We start from the raw sequence: 14,849 nt of genomic DNA, 5'->3' as shown, positions 1-14,849 counted from the left end.
CCTCACGGCTGCTTGCTCAGCACCGAGCTCAAAGCCGAATAGTTGATCTTCCAAATCTGATTTTCCCGCCGCATGCGCAGCGGAACATTCTGCTTTTCCGCGATGATTCCATCGCTGTAACGGATTTTCACATTGACGCACACCACTGCCGTCTGACCATCCAGCGATACGCTCTCATGAACCACGGTGTAGGATTCCAGCGTGGGGTCCTGCACGGACAGGTTGTTCGTGACCTCCTCCAGGGTGGGCCGGCTCACACCCTGCTCGTCCTTGGAAGCCACATACTTATAAAGCCGGTCCCAGCTCTTTTTGCTGAAGCAGTCCAGCGCAATGCTCATGGTGGTTCTGGGCGTCAGAATGACGTCGTTTTGACGGTACATGGGCTCCATCAGCTGGTCATCGTTCGTTCCGTCCTGAAAGCCGAGGAGGCTTCTGCGCACCCGTTCGCCCTTGCCCGTATTCTCCACGTCAATCAGAATCTGAACGCCGCTGAAATTGCCCAGCTCCGTTAAGGAGTTGATGATGGAATAGATGGCCAGCCGTTTGTATTCGTTGACCTGCTCCACGGTCTTGGGGTCCTCCGCCCAGTTGTCGGGCAGATCCCCCAAGGCATCGGCAGGGTCGAGGAACTCCCGGCTCAGCGTCACAAAAAGATAACCGTTGCTCTCCGAAACACTGACCACCTTCGTGTCGCCGTTGAACAGGGATCTGAGTTCCACCTGAGAGGGGCCCCGGATGAGCTCCTTGACGATGCCCGCTTCCGTTCTCTCGTTGGCGGCCACCTGAATCTTTCGGGTTTCCGCCGTCAAATAGGGTTCGTCCAGAAAACGGAAGTAGAGGGTTGCACCCTGGACTTCCTTCTGGCTCTCCCCCACATCCGGCGCAATATCCGCCGCCGGGCTTTCGGAAGGCCCGGGAACCTCCTCTTGAATGAGCGATCCTGAAAACAGGGAACAGCCGCTCATCATGAGGGTTAAAACAACCATGGCGGCCGTCAGCCTTACCCATCTTCCCTTCATGGCTGAACCTCCTCTTGCTGCAATTTTTCCGGCGGCTCCACGCTGGGAAGATCCACCGTGATCAGGGAGCCCTCCCCTTCCTTGGAGGACACGGTGATGGTGCCGTCGTGCATCTCCACAATCTGCCTTACGATGGCAAGCCCAAGGCCCGTTCCGCCGGTGGAGCGGGACCTTGCCTTATCCACCCGATAGAAGCGTTCAAAGATATGGGGCAGATCCGCTTCCGGGATGCCGATGCCCGTGTCCGCTACCAGGATGCGGGCATAATTGTCCTTTCTAAGCAGGGTAACCACCACCTGGCCGCCTTCGGGCGTATACTTGAGGGCGTTGTCCACCAGGTTCATCAAAACCTGCTGAAGCTTGGCCATATCGCCGTCCACATACACGCCCTCGCGGATATCGAAGGCGAGCTGGATCTTCTTTTGTTCGGCAATGGGATTGAGCACCTTCATGGTGCGGATGATGAGCTCCTGCATCGGAAATGCCGATTTATGGAGCACCAGGCTCTGCTTGTCCACCTGCACCAAAGTCAGAAGATCGTTGATGATGTTGTTCAGCCGGTCAATCTCAAGATCCACATCGCCCAGAAATTCCTTAACCATCTCCGGATCGGTGATGCCCTGGTGAATGATGGACTCCACCAAAATCTTCATGGACGCCAGCGGCGTTTTGAGCTCATGGGATGCACTTGAAACAAACTCATTGCGGAGCTTCTCCATGGTCTCAATCCGTTCGCTCATCTGATTAAAGGATTCACTGAGATGGGATATTTCGTTGTGACCGGTGACCTTCATGCGCTGGTGGTAATTGCCCTGGGCCATCTCCCGGATCCGCTGGGTGAGCTGTTTGATGGGATTTGTGATCCATCCCGTGATGAAGATGCTGACCACCACCACCGCCAAGGTGATAATGACGCCATAGAGCATCATCCGGTCGTAGATGCGGTCGATCTGATCCACCACGTCCTGAATGGATACGGACAGAACCAGAGCGCCCAGCCGCTGCCCGTTGTAGATGATGGCCGTGGTATAGTACATGGTCCAGGAGGTCACCGTACCGCTGCGCGTGAGCAGGGAACTGCCCTGCTCCGGCTTGGTGCTGTTCTTCTGGAATCCGTAGGCACTGTAGCTTTGTCCCGAGATAACCTCCTCCACCGCCTGCTGATTCAGCCGTTGGCCGTTTAATTGGGAAAAGCCGTCCACCTGCACCACGCCCTGGGCGTTCAGGATGAGCATCCTGCCTCCCTCGTTTTTGCCGTAATCCACGGCGGCGTTGTACAGGCTGACGGCGTCAGCTTTTTCTAGATAAGGGGCCAGATCCACGGCCAAGTCCTCAGCGATAAGCTGCTGCTCCTTGATGCGCTGCTCCACCAGAAAATTCTCAATGAGCTGAATGACAGAGGCTTCAAGAAGAAATAGGCCGACCGCGATCAGCACCACAAAGGCCAAGATCGTCTTCCAGCGCAGGCTGGAGATGAATCTATTGATCCGCAAAGTAGTAACCCACTCCCCATTTCGTGAAGATATAGCTGGGTTGGCCAGGATTGGCCTCCACCTTTTCTCTCAGGCGGCGGATGTGCACGTCCACCGTACGAAGATCGCCCAGATAGTCATACTTCCAGATATTCTCCAAAAGGTTCTCCCGGCTGAAAACCTTGCCGGGGTTCATGGCAAGAAGCTTCAGCAGATCAAATTCTTTGGCGGTGAGGTTCACCTCCCGATCCCCAATCTTTACCGAACGGCTGCTGAGATTGATCACCATATCCCGGACCTTGATCACGTCCTTCGGCGCCTCGGCGCCGAAAGCCTGCGTCCGGCGGAGAATGGATTTGATGCGCGCCTTCACCTCAAGAATGTTGAAGGGTTTGGTCATGTAATCGTCAGCGCCGTATTCAAGGCCCAGGATCTTGTCCATGTCCTCGCCCTTGGCGGTGAGCATAATGATGGGCACATTGGATTTTTCCCGGATGCGCTGGCACACCTCGATGCCGTTCATCTTGGGCAGCATCACATCCAGCAGAATCATATCGAAGGAACCGGCCTCAAACTTCTGAATGGCTTCCTCGCCGTCCGCGGCCGAATCCACCTCGTAACCGTCCTGCTCCAAACTATATTTCAGGCCTTTCACAATCAAAGGCTCATCGTCCACAACCAAAATCCTCTTCGCCAACTTCAATCGCTCCCCTCTCTTGGACTACATTCTATTATATACTAGCTTAACAAAATTCAAAAGCCTTTTCAATCCACCATCACATACCCGCGGAGTTTTTCCAGCGATTTCTCCCCGATACCCGTGATGTTGAGCAATTCCTCCACACCGTAGAACCTGCCGTTTTCCGCACGATATTCCAGGATCGCATCGGCCCTTGCCTCACCAATGCCGGGCAGCTCCAATAGTTCCTCCCGCGTGGCCGAATTGAGATCCAGCTTTGGCCCCCATTCATCAGCCGCGGCGGATGCCTTCGCTTGGACCGGCCGCGGAGTTTGAAGCACCTTTTCATTGGACGCCGCCCGGGGCAGAATGGTTCCCCAAGCGGAAGCTGTCATAAGCGCTGCGGCAGCCAGGCAAAACAAAATTTTTTGATAAGCTTTCATACCGATGCCATCCTTTCCCTACATCTATTCGATGGATGGCCTTCCAATCCTTCCCCGCTGGATAGACTGTACAAGTTTTCGATCCATTGTTATAATAGTTGACGAATTGGTATGGAAAGGATCGAAGCGATGCAGCCGAAACGATGGATCAGTCTTTGGATGGTTTTACTCATTCTTGTGACGTTTCACTCGCCCATTCTTGCCGAGGAGGCGTCAAATCCGCTCCCGCCGCCCAGCCTGCCCAGCGAGGTGGCTGCGCCGGCGTCGGTGAACGCAGAGAGCGTACTTTTAATCAATGCCGAAACGGGTCAGGTGCTCTATGAGAAAAACGCCGATCAGCGCATGTTCCCCGCCAGCACCACCAAGATCATGACCGCGCTCATTGCCGTGGAGCGTATTGCGGATGAGGAGATGCTCACCGCGCCGGCCAACGTGGCCGATCTCGAGGAGGGCGCCACGTCCGTCAATCTTCAGGCGGGCGAGGTGATGTCCTTCAAGGATCTGCTCTACGCACTCCTGCTCCCCTCAGCCAACGACGCGGCCATTGATATCGCCGCCCACATCTCGGGATCGGTGCCGGCCTTCGCCGAACTGATGAACGAGAAGGCGGCGTCCCTCGGCATGACGGGAACCCACTATGTCAATCCCCATGGACTTCATGACGAAAACCACTACACCACCGCCCGGGATCTGGCCATCCTGGCCCAGGCCGCCTGCCGGAACGAAAAGATCATGGAGGTCGCGGGCACCTACGAATACACGCTGCCAGCGGACAATCTTCGGGCCAAGCCCATGGTGATCACCAATACCAACCTTCTTGTCAGCGAGAACCCCAAGGAAGCCTCCTATGCCTACGAGAGCGCCACCGGTATGAAGACCGGCTATACGGGCGCCGCTCAGGCCACTCTGGTGGCCAGCGCCGAACGGGACGGTACCCGACTCATTGCGGTGATCCTGAAAGATGGCAAAAACAACCGTTTTGAAACGGCCAAGGCTCTTTTTGAATACGGTTTTTCCCAGTATCCGGCAGTGGATCTGGGACAGCTGGCCGCCTACAACATCGGGCTTGTCAGCGTGGAGAAGGCCGATTGGTTCGATGCGATGGACGGCAAGGTTTACTTCACCGTGAATGCGAACAACGCGTCCATCAATCTGGAGCGCAGCGAAGCCGAAGCTCTCATCGCGGCGGGCGGCGCTCAGCTTGAGGTGCAGTATGACCGGGAGCTCACCGCCCCCATCCGTGAGGGCGAGGTGCTGGGTACGGTAAAGCTCTCCGGTGTGGGCGGAGCCAGCATGGAGGGCACGCTGGTGGCTGCCCGGGCGGTCAACCATGAGACCATCGTCTTCCCCGTGCTTTCCGTGGAATACGCCGGCGCCTTTAATTGGATGATCGTCCTTTATGTGCTGCTGGGACTCCTGCTCCTGCTCTTCCTGCGCATGATCCAGGTAGCGCACCGCCGCAGGAAGCGCAGAAAGCGCCAGGCATCCCGTCCTGCAGCCCGGGGCAAAACCGCCGCCCGTTCCTAACTGAATATGAAAAAACGCACAGGGACCGGAATCATCCGGTCCCTGTACTATTTAGAGTAGGAGGTAAGACTTGGCTCCGCTAATGATCTGAATGACAGGAGCGGGAACAGTGGGAGCATCCGCCGCCGCACATGCCGCAGGGGCTCTTTCTTCTGTCCTTTCTCAAGCTGAGGACCGCAAGTACCGCGAGGCCCGCCAGGACAGCCGCCACAACAATCGTTCCCAGATTCTCCGATAGAAAGCTTAACACGTTAGATTCCTCCAAGAGGCTGATTTGCAGCCGGTTCATGGGTGTATTCCTTATAGGGTCTCAATAGAAGGACCAGCATAGCCGCCACGACCAGGATCGCTATCACCGACCAGAAGGTGAAGCCGCCGCCCGTAAAGAGCAGTCCCAGCTGATTGACGCAAAGGGCAATGGCATAGGCGAAGATCGTCTGATACCCCACAGCGAACAGCGTCCATTTGCCGCTGCCCATTTCCCGCTTGATGGCACCGATGGCCGCAAAGCAGGGCGCGCACAGCAGATTGAATACCAGGAAGGCGTAAGCCGCAATGGGCGTGAAGGACGCCTGAAGGTTCGCCCAGAATTCCATGCCGTCCTCAGCCACCTCAGCAAAGCCATACAGGATACCAAAGGTGCTCACCACGTTTTCTTTGGCCACAAGGCCGGTGATGGTGGCAACGCTTGACTGCCAGTCGCCAAAGCCCAGGGGCTTGAAGATGGGCGCAACCACGTTGCCGATGTCCGCCAGCATGGATTCCGTCGTATCCACCATTTCCATGCTCCAGTTGAAGCTGGACAGGAACCAGATAAGTCCGCAGGCCAGGAAGATGATGGTACCGGCCTTCTTCACAAAGCTCTTTGCCCGGTCCCACATGTGGATGAGCACACTCTTCACACCGGGCACGTGATAACTGGGCAGCTCCATGACGAAGGGCGCCGGGTCACCGGCAAACCGCTTGGTTTTCTTCAAAATGATGCCGGAGACGATGATCGCGGCAATGCCTACAAAGTAAGCGGAAGGTGCGACCCACCAGGCTCCGCCAAACAGCGCGCCGGAGATCATGGCAATAATGGGAAGCTTGGCGCTGCAGGGAATGAAGGTTGTGGTCGTTATGGTCATGCGGCGGTCCCGTTCGTTCTCGATGGTTCTTGACGCCATGACCGCAGGCACACCGCAGCCGGTGCCTATGAGCATCGGGATGAAGGACTTGCCGGAAAGACCGAATTTACGGAAGATACGGTCCATAATGAAGGCGACACGGGCCATGTACCCGCAGTCCTCCAGGATGGCAAGCAGCAGGAACAGCACCAGCATCTGGGGCAGGAAGCCCAGTACGGCGCCGATACCGCCGATGATGCCGTCCAGGATCAAAGACATGAGCCATTCCGCACAGTTGATGGACACCAGCCAGTTTTCCACCGCCGGTGGTATAATATTGGTGAACAGTTCGTCATTCACCCAGTCCGTACCCATGGAGCCCACGGTGGTCACGGCCAGGTAGTAGACGAGGAACATGACCGCCGCAAAGATGGGCAGGGCCAGCCAGCGGTTGGTCACAATTCGGTCGATCTTGTCCGATACGGTGAGGTTGCCCTTGTTCTTTTTCTTCAGACATTTGCCAATCACATCGCTGATGTAATTGTACCGCTCGTTGGTGATGATGCTTTCGCTGTCATCATCCAAAACGCCCTCGCATTCGCTGACGATGCTCTCGATCTGGGACTTCAGACCGTCATCCAGCCGAAGCTGTTCCAGCACCTTCTCATCCCGCTCAAAAAGCTTAACGGTGTACCAACGCATCTGGCTGCCATCCACCCGGTCGGTGACGAGGGCCGCAATCTTTTGAAGCGCTCCCTCCACCGCATCTTCAAAGCTATGTTTGTGCACCATTGGCTTGCCGGCTTTGGCCGCCGCAATGGCCTTGTCGGTAAGCTGTTTGAGGCCTTTGCCCTTGAGCGCGGAGGTTTCCACCACCTCGCAGCCAAGAAGCTGTGAAAGCCGCCCAAGATCGATCCTGTCGCCTCTCTTGTCCACGATATCCATCATGTTGAGGGCGACCACTACTGGAATGCCCAGCTCGGTGAGCTGCGTGGTGAGATACAGGTTGCGCTCGATATTGGCGGCGTCCACGATGTCGATGATCACATCGGGCTTCTCCTGAACCAGATAGTTTCTTGAAATCACTTCCTCGAGGGTGTACGGAGACAGGGAATAGATGCCGGGCAGATCCATGATGGTGACGTCTTTATGCCCTTTCAGCTTGCCTTCCTTCTTCTCCACCGTTACCCCCGGCCAGTTTCCCACGTATTGTGAGCTTCCGGTCAGGGCATTAAACATGGTCGTCTTGCCCGAATTGGGGTTTCCGGCAAGGGCGATACGGATTGACATGTTCATTCCTCCCTAGTTAGTTTATGCTAACCCTATAGCGCAAAAAATCATTTGACTTCCACCATTTCCGCGTCGGCCTTTCTCAGGCTCAGCTCATAGCCGCGGATGTTGATCTCGATGGGGTCGCCCAGCGGCGCCACCTTGCGCACATACACCTGACAGCCCCGGGTGATTCCCATGTCCATGATCCTGCGTTTGACAGCTCCCTCTCCATGCAGCTTCACGACCGTAACAGTCCTGCCACAGGGAGTTGCTTTCAAAGTCTGCATACGCCCACTCCTTTCATACCATGATCCGGTTTGCCATTTCCTGGCTGATCGCGATTCTCGCATCCTTCACATTAACGATCACATTGCCCTGAAGCTTCGAAACCACCGTAACCTCGCTTCCGACAACAAAACCCAAGCCTTCGAGGAATCTTCTCGTCTTTTCCTTGCCACCCACCTTTTTGATGGCATTGGTCTCGCCCGTCTGCATCATGGATAAGGGCATCACATCACACCTCCAGCCAATTTGTTAGCTCAAACTAACCAAAGTTTCAAAACATGGGTTAGTATTAACTAACCCTTTATTAATATAGCATTGTCCCCCTTCACTGTCAATCGGTTTTTCAAGTTTTTCTTGGGGAACAGTACCAATTTGAAATTGCAGACTGGGTATGATAATATAGAGATCAACAAGTAGAAGAGGTGGGCCCATGAAAATTCAGGAATCCGCAGAAAACTATTTGGAAGCCATCTTGATGCTCGGCCAGCAGAACGGCCAGGTGCGCTCCATTGATATCGCCGCCCATCTGGGGTTTTCCAAGCCCAGTATCAGCAACGCCATGAAACGCTTCCGGGAGAACGGCTATATCACTATGGATGATACCGGATACATCACGCTCACCCCGTCGGGGCTCGAGATTGCCGAACGCATCTATGAGCGTCATCAGCTGCTCACACGCTATCTCACGGCGCTCGGCGTTGATCCGGAAACCGCACGGGAGGACGCGTGCCGGATTGAGCATGTGATCAGCCAGGAAAGCTTCGAAAAGATCAAAGCCCATGCCCAAACCAAGCAATGATAAAAGCCCGGCGGCCTGCCGGGCTTTTCCTTTACTTTTTGATCAACGGTTGGGCCAAATCTTCGCATCCTTTTCCAGCATCCAGGTATGACTGGGGTCGTCCTTGGGCTCCAGATAGGGTTCCTGGGGCAGGTGACGGATCGCCCAAAGATAGTACATGGCATATCCCGGCGCCGCGGCCTGGGGATGGGTCATGTTATCGGTAATCACCAGGGTATCGTTGTTATAGACCTTGTAGGCCTTTTCCCCCACCGCTGCAAGACCAAAGCCATTGTCCGGCGTGAAGCGGTAATGATAGATCTCCGGCTGCATATGGCTGTGAGGCGGATAGCTGGACCACCTGCCGGGGAAGGTTATGGTCTCGCCGATAACCAGATTGGAATGGGGCGCACTCTTATAATCAAAAATGGTGCGCACGATACGTTCGGAGGTATCGTTCAAAATACCCTTGCCCCGTTCTTCGCTTTTTACCTCGCCGCCGCCGTAGAAATGAGGTTCAAAAACCCGATCGTTGAAGGCGGTCAAAACAGCCACTTCCGCACGATCAGACAGAGCGCGGATAGACATGGATTCTCCGCTGGGAACGTGCAGACACCAGGGCTTTTGAGTCCAGATGGAAGTGCGGCCCACGTTCACCGACTGATCCCGCCAGCTAAAGCAGGCTTCTCCGGAAAGAAGCACGCACACCCGCTCCTTCTTCCCCGACTTTTCCCCGCTGCCGTTCATGACCTCGCCCTTTTTCAGCACCAGAATGCCAAAATTCATACCGGCTTTTCGGGTCTTATCGTCGTTCATCTTGACGATGGACGTGTACCCAAAGGGGAAAGGACTGCTATCTCCTTGAATGATCATTTCTCATGCCTCCTTAAACTTAAAACTTGCGTTCCTTGCCTAGGAACAGCACGCCCAGAACATCGGGACCTGCATGGGTGCCGATCACCGGTCCCACCAGATTGACCCATACGTCCTTAACAGGAATGGACTGCATAATCTTTTCCTTCACAAAGAGGGCATCCTCCAGACAGTCGCCATGAGCGATGCCGATGACCTGCTCCTCCGGCGCCTCGATGAGCGATTCCACCCGGGAGATGAGGGTGCGCAAAGAACGCTTTCTTCCCTTCACCTTCTCCTCCGGCACACACACACCGGCTCGATCCACGGTCAAAATAGGTTTGATATCCATGAGTGTGCCCATGAATGCAGCACTGGACTTGATGCGCCCGCCCCGCTTTAGATGGTTGAGGTCCTGCACCGTGAACCAGTGGTTCATCCGAAGGGCGTTATCCGCCACCCAGTTTTTTACTTCATCCAAGGAAGCGCCGCTTTCCTTTTTCATCACCGCATAATAAACAAGAAGCGCTTCACCCAGGGATATGCTCAGCGTGTCCACCATCTCAATTCGCTGATCGGGGAATTCCTCATGTAGAATCTCCGCCGCCAGCCTGCCGCTGTTGAGGTTGCCGCTCATGCCCGAAGAGAATGAAATGTACAATAAGTCCTTGCCCGCCTCCAGGTGCGGCCGAAAGAATTCGACAAAGTCGGCGGGATTGCGCTGAGCGGTCGTGGGCATGGCGCCAGCCCGGATGGCGCTGTAGAATTCGGTCACGTTATCCTTGTTCTCGCCAAGATCATAGGCATACTCCTTGTCGTTCAGGGTGTAGGGCATACGCATGTAGGGGATTTGATGCTCCTGTTGAAAAGCCAATGGCATTTCGGAATTGGAATCGGATAGGATCACATAGTCTCTCAAAAGAATTCCTCCCTGTAGCTCATTGCTTTCATTTTATACTATTTTACACCATTTTCATAGTCCAAATTTGTAAACAAAAAAAGACGGAATGATTTCCGTCCTTTTACAAAAAGATCATTGGAGCATCCCGTCAATCTGCCGGACATAGAAGTCAGTGAGTTCCTCAGCGGCCTCCATATCCGCGGCCTCTCCATAGACGTGAAACACCGGCCGGACTCGGTCCGGCTGGACCCACGCCCAGCCCCGATCAGTTCTCAGGCGCACGCCCTCGATCTGCTCCTCCTCCAAAGAATCCCGGTTTTGATCGAGGAGGGAGCGCATCACTCGGCCCTTAGCGCCCACGGGGCACTGAATCTCCCGCTCACACCTGCACAGTGTCGGCAGCTCCGCCGCCAACCCCTCCAGGCTTATCCGGCGCCGGTCCATAGCGGCGAGAAGCCACAAGGTGGCCATCAACGGATCCTCCAAAAGATTGACCTGACTCCAGGCGGCCTTCTCCCGTGTTACCGCTCGAAACACGGCCCGCCTCCGCTCCGACTGACCGCTTTTGCAGCGCACTGCTTCACCGCCATGACGCCGTACAATTTCTGACAATCCATGGGGCATGTCTGGAGCCAGAACCGCTGTTTCACCGGGGTGCTCCTCACACCAGGCATCAAGAAGCAGTCCCTGCACTGTGTCCGCCGAAACCCGTCGGCCCTTGCCGTCTAGCCACGCGCTACCATAGACCTTCCAGATAAAGCCCAGGTCACAGCGCTCCATGGGCGCGCCATCATCGCTCATGGGTCGGATCCGCACCGTACAGCCGAGGGCTCGAAGACACTGGGTCGCATACTTCTCCAGGACCTCGTGCTCGCAGCTGATCCAAACCTTGAAGTCCTTTGAAAAATTCCCGTGAGGAAGGCTCTTCAACATGTCCTCCAAATAGCGGTCCGCACCGTTGCGATGGGTCTCCACCGGCACGATTTCACCGGTCTTAACCGGATATTCGCCCCGCTGCCACAAGTTTTCCACCTTCCGCTCCTGGGCCGGTGAGAGCGCCTGGCCCAAAGTGTCCAACATGCGCACATAGACCTGGCCCGCCCGCTCAAATAGGAAGACGCCGCCCTGCCAGTTGAATTCCCGAACGGCGTGGCCCAGAACCTCGCCCGGTTCGCATAAAAGATCCATCACCCGGACGCCCTGGGACTGCAGGCCGGCAACAAAAGCCTGCCGGGCCACATCCACCACCGCAGAGCCAAGGGCGGACACGCCCACCACACCCCCGCCGTAGAAGGCTCCCGCCGCTTCCCCCAGCGCGGCCAGAAAGGCCGGGGAAAGATAGTCGTCCCGCTTCAGGGCGATGCATTCGTTTTGGAAAAGTCCGCGGCTGTTCTGTCCCCAAATGAGACTGCCCCGGGCTTCCGATTCCGCCTCAATGAGTTTCTCCGGCCATATCATGGCTGAGGGCCGCACCCGGGCACCCCGCTCCACCCGTACATTCTCTCCAAGGACACTGCCCTGTTCCACATGGGCCCCTTCACCCACGCGCACACCGGCGCAAAGCGCGGCGCCCTCGGCACGGCTCTCTTCCCCGAAGCAAACGCCGTCCCAGGCGACAGACCGTTCCACCCTGGCGCCGCCCGCCACAAGACAGCCCTCCCCCAGCACCGTATAGGCGCCAATCTTCGCGCCGCCTTCCACCACCGTGCCCCTACCGATGAAACAGGGCGCCGAAAGTTCAGCCTCGGGATGAACGGCGGCGCTGGGATGAATATAGAAGCCATCCTCCTTTGCGGCAATGGGCATTTTCAAAAACACCTCGCCTTTGAGAAAATCCCGCTGGGCCTGCATATACTGCTGGACATTGCCGATATCGCACCAGTACCCCTTGGCCGGATAGGCATAGAAGGGCAGGCCCCGCTCGAGAAGCAAAGGAAACAGATCGTTGCTGAAATCAAATTTCTGGTCCTGCGGGATGAACTCCAGCACTTCCCGCTCCATCACATAGATGCCGGTGTTCACCTGATCGCTGAAGACCTGCCCCCAATGGGGTTTTTCCAGGTAGCGCCGCACCCGGCCGTTCTCATCCGATACGATCACGCCGTATTCGAGGGGCCGTTCCCGCCGGACGGTGACCAATGTCACCAGCGCGCCCTTCTCCCGGTGAAAATCCATCACCGCGCCAAGATCGATGTCCGTCAGCGCATCGCCGCTCAAAACGATGAAGGGTTCATCCAAAAAACCTTCGGCATTTTTTATGCTGCCCGCGGTGCCAAGAGGTTTGTCCTCCCGGAAGTAGGAGAGCTTCACGCCGTATTCCTCTCCGTCACCGAATTCCTGCTCAATTTTTTGGGGTAAAAAACAAAGGGTTGCGCCTATATTCACAACCCCATAATGCTTTAGCAGCTGCAACCCGTAGGCCATCACCGGTTTACCCAGGATGGGCACCAGGGGCTTGGGCAGACCGCAGGTCAGCGGCCGAAGCCTCGAACCCTCGCCGCCCGCCATAATAACCGCTTTCATGGGATCATCCTTTCCGCAAAAATGGAGTATCCCTATTTTGTGCCGGTTACAGCAAGACTATTCTATTTGATTCGATGGTTTTTACAGGATATAGCGGCTCACATCCTGTTCGGACATGACGGAGGCCATATGGTCCTCCACATACTTCTTGTCCACCACCACTTCCACCAGCGGATGATCGCCGGTCGCGTTAAAGGAGATGTCCTCCAGCAGGAGCTCCACCACGGTGTGAAGCCGCCGGGCGCCAATGTTCTCACTGTTTTTGTTCATCCAAAAGGCGTTCTCCGCAATGGCCGAAATGGCGTCCTCGGTGAAGGTCAATTTCACGTTGTCGGTGGCAAGAAGCTGCTCGTACTGCTTGGTCACCGCGTTTTCCGGCTGGGTGAGGATGCGCCTGAAATCCTCGGCGGTAAGATTCTCCAGCGATACAGTGATAGGGAAGCGGCCCTGCAGCTCGGGAATGAGATCGGAAACCTTGGAGACATGGAATGCACCCGCCGCAATAAACAGGATGTAATCTGTTTTTACCGGTCCGTATTTTGTGACCACCGTGGAACCCTCCACGATGGGCAGAATATCCCGCTGCACCCCTTCCCGGGACACGTCCGGACCGGAGCTTCCGTTTCGTCCCGCGATCTTATCGATTTCGTCGATAAACAGGATGCCCTCGTTTTCCGCCTTCTCCCGGGCAATCTCGGTCACCTCGTCCATGTCGATAAGCTTTTGAGCCTCCTCCTGCTCCAGGTACTGACGGGCTTCCTTCAGCTTCATCTTGCGCTTCTTCTTCTTTTTGGGGAGCATGCCGCCAAACATATCCTGGAGATTGACGCCCTCACCCATGCCGGGCATGAGCTCCAGGGTGGGACCGTTCTCCTCCACCTCCATCTCCAGCACGGAGTTGTCCAGGGTGCCCGCCCGGAGAGCCTGGCGCACGCCTTGGCGGCGCTGCTGGATCTCACTGCTTTCCTTATCCTCCAGCTTGGGCTGTTCTTCATCCTCCCGGCCCATTAAAAAGTCAAAGGGCGTGGATTTTTTATCCTTATGCTTGCCCGGAACCAGAATGCGGACCAGCCGTTCTTCGGCATTGGCCGCGGCCTGGGCTTCCACTTCCTTCATCTTCTTTTCCTTGACCAGCCGCATCGAGGCCTCCATAAGATCCCGGACCATGGACTCCACGTCCCGGCCCACATAGCCCACCTCGGTGAACTTGGTGGCCTCCACCTTGACAAAGGGAGCCTCCACCAGCTTTGCCAGCCGTCTTGCGATCTCCGTCTTGCCCACACCGGTGGGGCCCATCATGATGATATTTTTCGGCGTGATCTCCTCCTGGACATCCTTCGGGAGCCGGCTTCTTCTGTACCGGTTCCTAAGCGCAATGGCTACCGCCCGCTTGGCCTCGTCCTGGCCCACGATGTAGCGGCCCAGTTCATCCACAATTTGTTTTGGCGTCAACATGATCTGATTTCCTCCACGGTGATATGGTCGTTGGTAAAGATGCAGATGGAGCTGGCAATACGAATGGCCTTCTCCGCAATCTCGGAGGGCGAAAGCCCGGTGTTCTGGGAAAGCGCCCGCGCCGCCGCAAGGGCATAGTTTCCGCCGGAGCCGATGGCCGCGATGCCATCATCCGGGTCGATTACTTCCCCGTTTCCGGAGATCACCAGGATCTCAGCGCCATCGCTGACAAGAAGCAGCGCCTCCAGCTTGCGCAGGATGTTGTCCCCCCGCCATTCCTTGGCCAGATCCACCGCCGCCCGCCGAAGGTTTCCGCCGCACTGTTCCAGTTTGCCCTCAAACTTCTCCGACAATGTGAAGGCGTCGGCCACCGAACCGGCGAAACCCACCGCCACCTTGTCGTGAAAGAGCTTTTTAACCTTCTTCGCAGAATTCTTCATGACCGTATTCTCGCCCATGGTCACCTGGCCGTCGCCCGCCATGGCGCAAACGCCGTCCCGGCACACGGCCACGATCGTCGTACCTTCAAAATTCATA

At 56.2% G+C, this 14,849-nt stretch carries 15 protein-coding genes; 2 read left to right on the top strand and 13 right to left on the bottom strand.

The window, feature by feature from the left end:
• Window positions 1-2: 2 nt before the first annotated feature.
• From H8696_RS04010 to H8696_RS03995, 4 genes are all read right to left on the bottom strand, one after another.
• On the bottom strand, window positions 3-1,019 hold the full coding sequence (locus tag H8696_RS04010) for a GerMN domain-containing protein (protein WP_249315072.1): 1,017 nt from the start codon (window positions 1,017-1,019) through the stop codon (window positions 3-5).
• Window positions 1,016-2,512: a sensor histidine kinase gene (locus H8696_RS04005; RefSeq protein ID WP_249315071.1), complete on the bottom strand. Its 1,497-nt coding sequence runs from the start codon at window positions 2,510-2,512 to the stop codon at window positions 1,016-1,018. The genes H8696_RS04010 and H8696_RS04005 overlap by 4 nt, the downstream gene beginning before the upstream one ends.
• Entirely contained in the window at window positions 2,499-3,188 is a 690-nt protein-coding gene (locus H8696_RS04000) for a response regulator transcription factor (protein WP_249315974.1), read from the bottom strand. The genes H8696_RS04005 and H8696_RS04000 overlap by 14 nt, the downstream gene beginning before the upstream one ends.
• A gap of 68 nt (window positions 3,189-3,256) precedes the next feature.
• Window positions 3,257-3,613: a ComEA family DNA-binding protein gene (locus H8696_RS03995; protein ID WP_249315070.1), complete on the bottom strand. Its 357-nt coding sequence runs from the start codon at window positions 3,611-3,613 to the stop codon at window positions 3,257-3,259.
• Between the two features lie 111 nt (window positions 3,614-3,724).
• Between H8696_RS03995 and H8696_RS03990 the strand changes: the two genes are divergently transcribed.
• Window positions 3,725-5,140: a D-alanyl-D-alanine carboxypeptidase family protein gene (locus H8696_RS03990; RefSeq protein ID WP_249315069.1), complete on the top strand. Its 1,416-nt coding sequence runs from the start codon at window positions 3,725-3,727 to the stop codon at window positions 5,138-5,140.
• A 79-nt stretch (window positions 5,141-5,219) separates the two neighbouring features.
• On the opposite strand, the gene H8696_RS03985 is transcribed toward H8696_RS03990, so the two are convergent.
• From H8696_RS03985 to H8696_RS03970, 4 genes are read right to left on the bottom strand one after another with little or no spacing between them, the layout of a single operon-like run.
• Window positions 5,220-5,390, bottom strand: a complete 171-nt coding sequence (locus H8696_RS03985) for a FeoB-associated Cys-rich membrane protein (protein ID WP_249315068.1) — start codon at window positions 5,388-5,390, stop codon at window positions 5,220-5,222.
• 1 nt (window position 5,391) lies between these two features.
• Window positions 5,392-7,536, bottom strand: a complete 2,145-nt coding sequence (feoB, locus tag H8696_RS03980; RefSeq protein ID WP_249315067.1) for a ferrous iron transport protein B — start codon at window positions 7,534-7,536, stop codon at window positions 5,392-5,394.
• Between the two features lie 47 nt (window positions 7,537-7,583).
• Window positions 7,584-7,805 (bottom strand): FeoA family protein, encoded by a 222-nt coding sequence (locus H8696_RS03975; protein WP_249315066.1) that lies wholly within the window; start codon window positions 7,803-7,805, stop codon window positions 7,584-7,586.
• A gap of 13 nt (window positions 7,806-7,818) precedes the next feature.
• Entirely contained in the window at window positions 7,819-8,031 is a 213-nt protein-coding gene (locus H8696_RS03970; protein ID WP_249315065.1) for a FeoA family protein, read from the bottom strand.
• Window positions 8,032-8,233: 202 nt separating this feature from the next.
• Between H8696_RS03970 and H8696_RS03965 the strand changes: the two genes are divergently transcribed.
• Entirely contained in the window at window positions 8,234-8,602 is a 369-nt protein-coding gene (locus tag H8696_RS03965; protein WP_249315064.1) for a metal-dependent transcriptional regulator, read from the top strand.
• Window positions 8,603-8,644: 42 nt separating this feature from the next.
• On the opposite strand, the gene H8696_RS03960 is transcribed toward H8696_RS03965, so the two are convergent.
• The 5 genes from H8696_RS03960 to hslV form a co-directional block, all read right to left on the bottom strand.
• Window positions 8,645-9,454: a 5-deoxy-glucuronate isomerase gene (locus tag H8696_RS03960; protein ID WP_249315063.1), complete on the bottom strand. Its 810-nt coding sequence runs from the start codon at window positions 9,452-9,454 to the stop codon at window positions 8,645-8,647.
• A 19-nt stretch (window positions 9,455-9,473) separates the two neighbouring features.
• Window positions 9,474-10,352 (bottom strand): DegV family protein, encoded by an 879-nt coding sequence (locus H8696_RS03955; protein WP_249315062.1) that lies wholly within the window; start codon window positions 10,350-10,352, stop codon window positions 9,474-9,476.
• Between the two features lie 114 nt (window positions 10,353-10,466).
• Window positions 10,467-12,857 carry a sugar phosphate nucleotidyltransferase gene (locus H8696_RS03950; RefSeq protein WP_249315061.1) on the bottom strand — a complete coding sequence of 797 codons (2,391 nt, stop codon included), beginning with the start codon at window positions 12,855-12,857 and terminating at the stop codon, window positions 10,467-10,469.
• Window positions 12,858-12,938: 81 nt separating this feature from the next.
• Complete coding sequence (hslU, locus tag H8696_RS03945; RefSeq protein ID WP_249315060.1) at window positions 12,939-14,312, bottom strand: ATP-dependent protease ATPase subunit HslU; 1,374 nt, start codon at window positions 14,310-14,312, stop codon at window positions 12,939-12,941.
• Window positions 14,306-14,848, bottom strand: coding sequence for an ATP-dependent protease subunit HslV (gene hslV, locus H8696_RS03940; protein ID WP_249315059.1), 543 nt, complete (start codon window positions 14,846-14,848; stop codon window positions 14,306-14,308). Before hslV ends, hslU begins: the two co-directional genes overlap by 7 nt.
• Between the last annotated feature and the right edge of the window lies 1 nt (window position 14,849).

Source organism: Gehongia tenuis, from assembly GCF_014384795.1.
Classification (GTDB): domain Bacteria; phylum Bacillota; class Clostridia; order Christensenellales; family NSJ-53; genus Gehongia; species Gehongia tenuis.
Note: the sequence above shows the minus strand (reverse complement) of the source record. Positions and strands in the feature narration are given on the sequence as shown.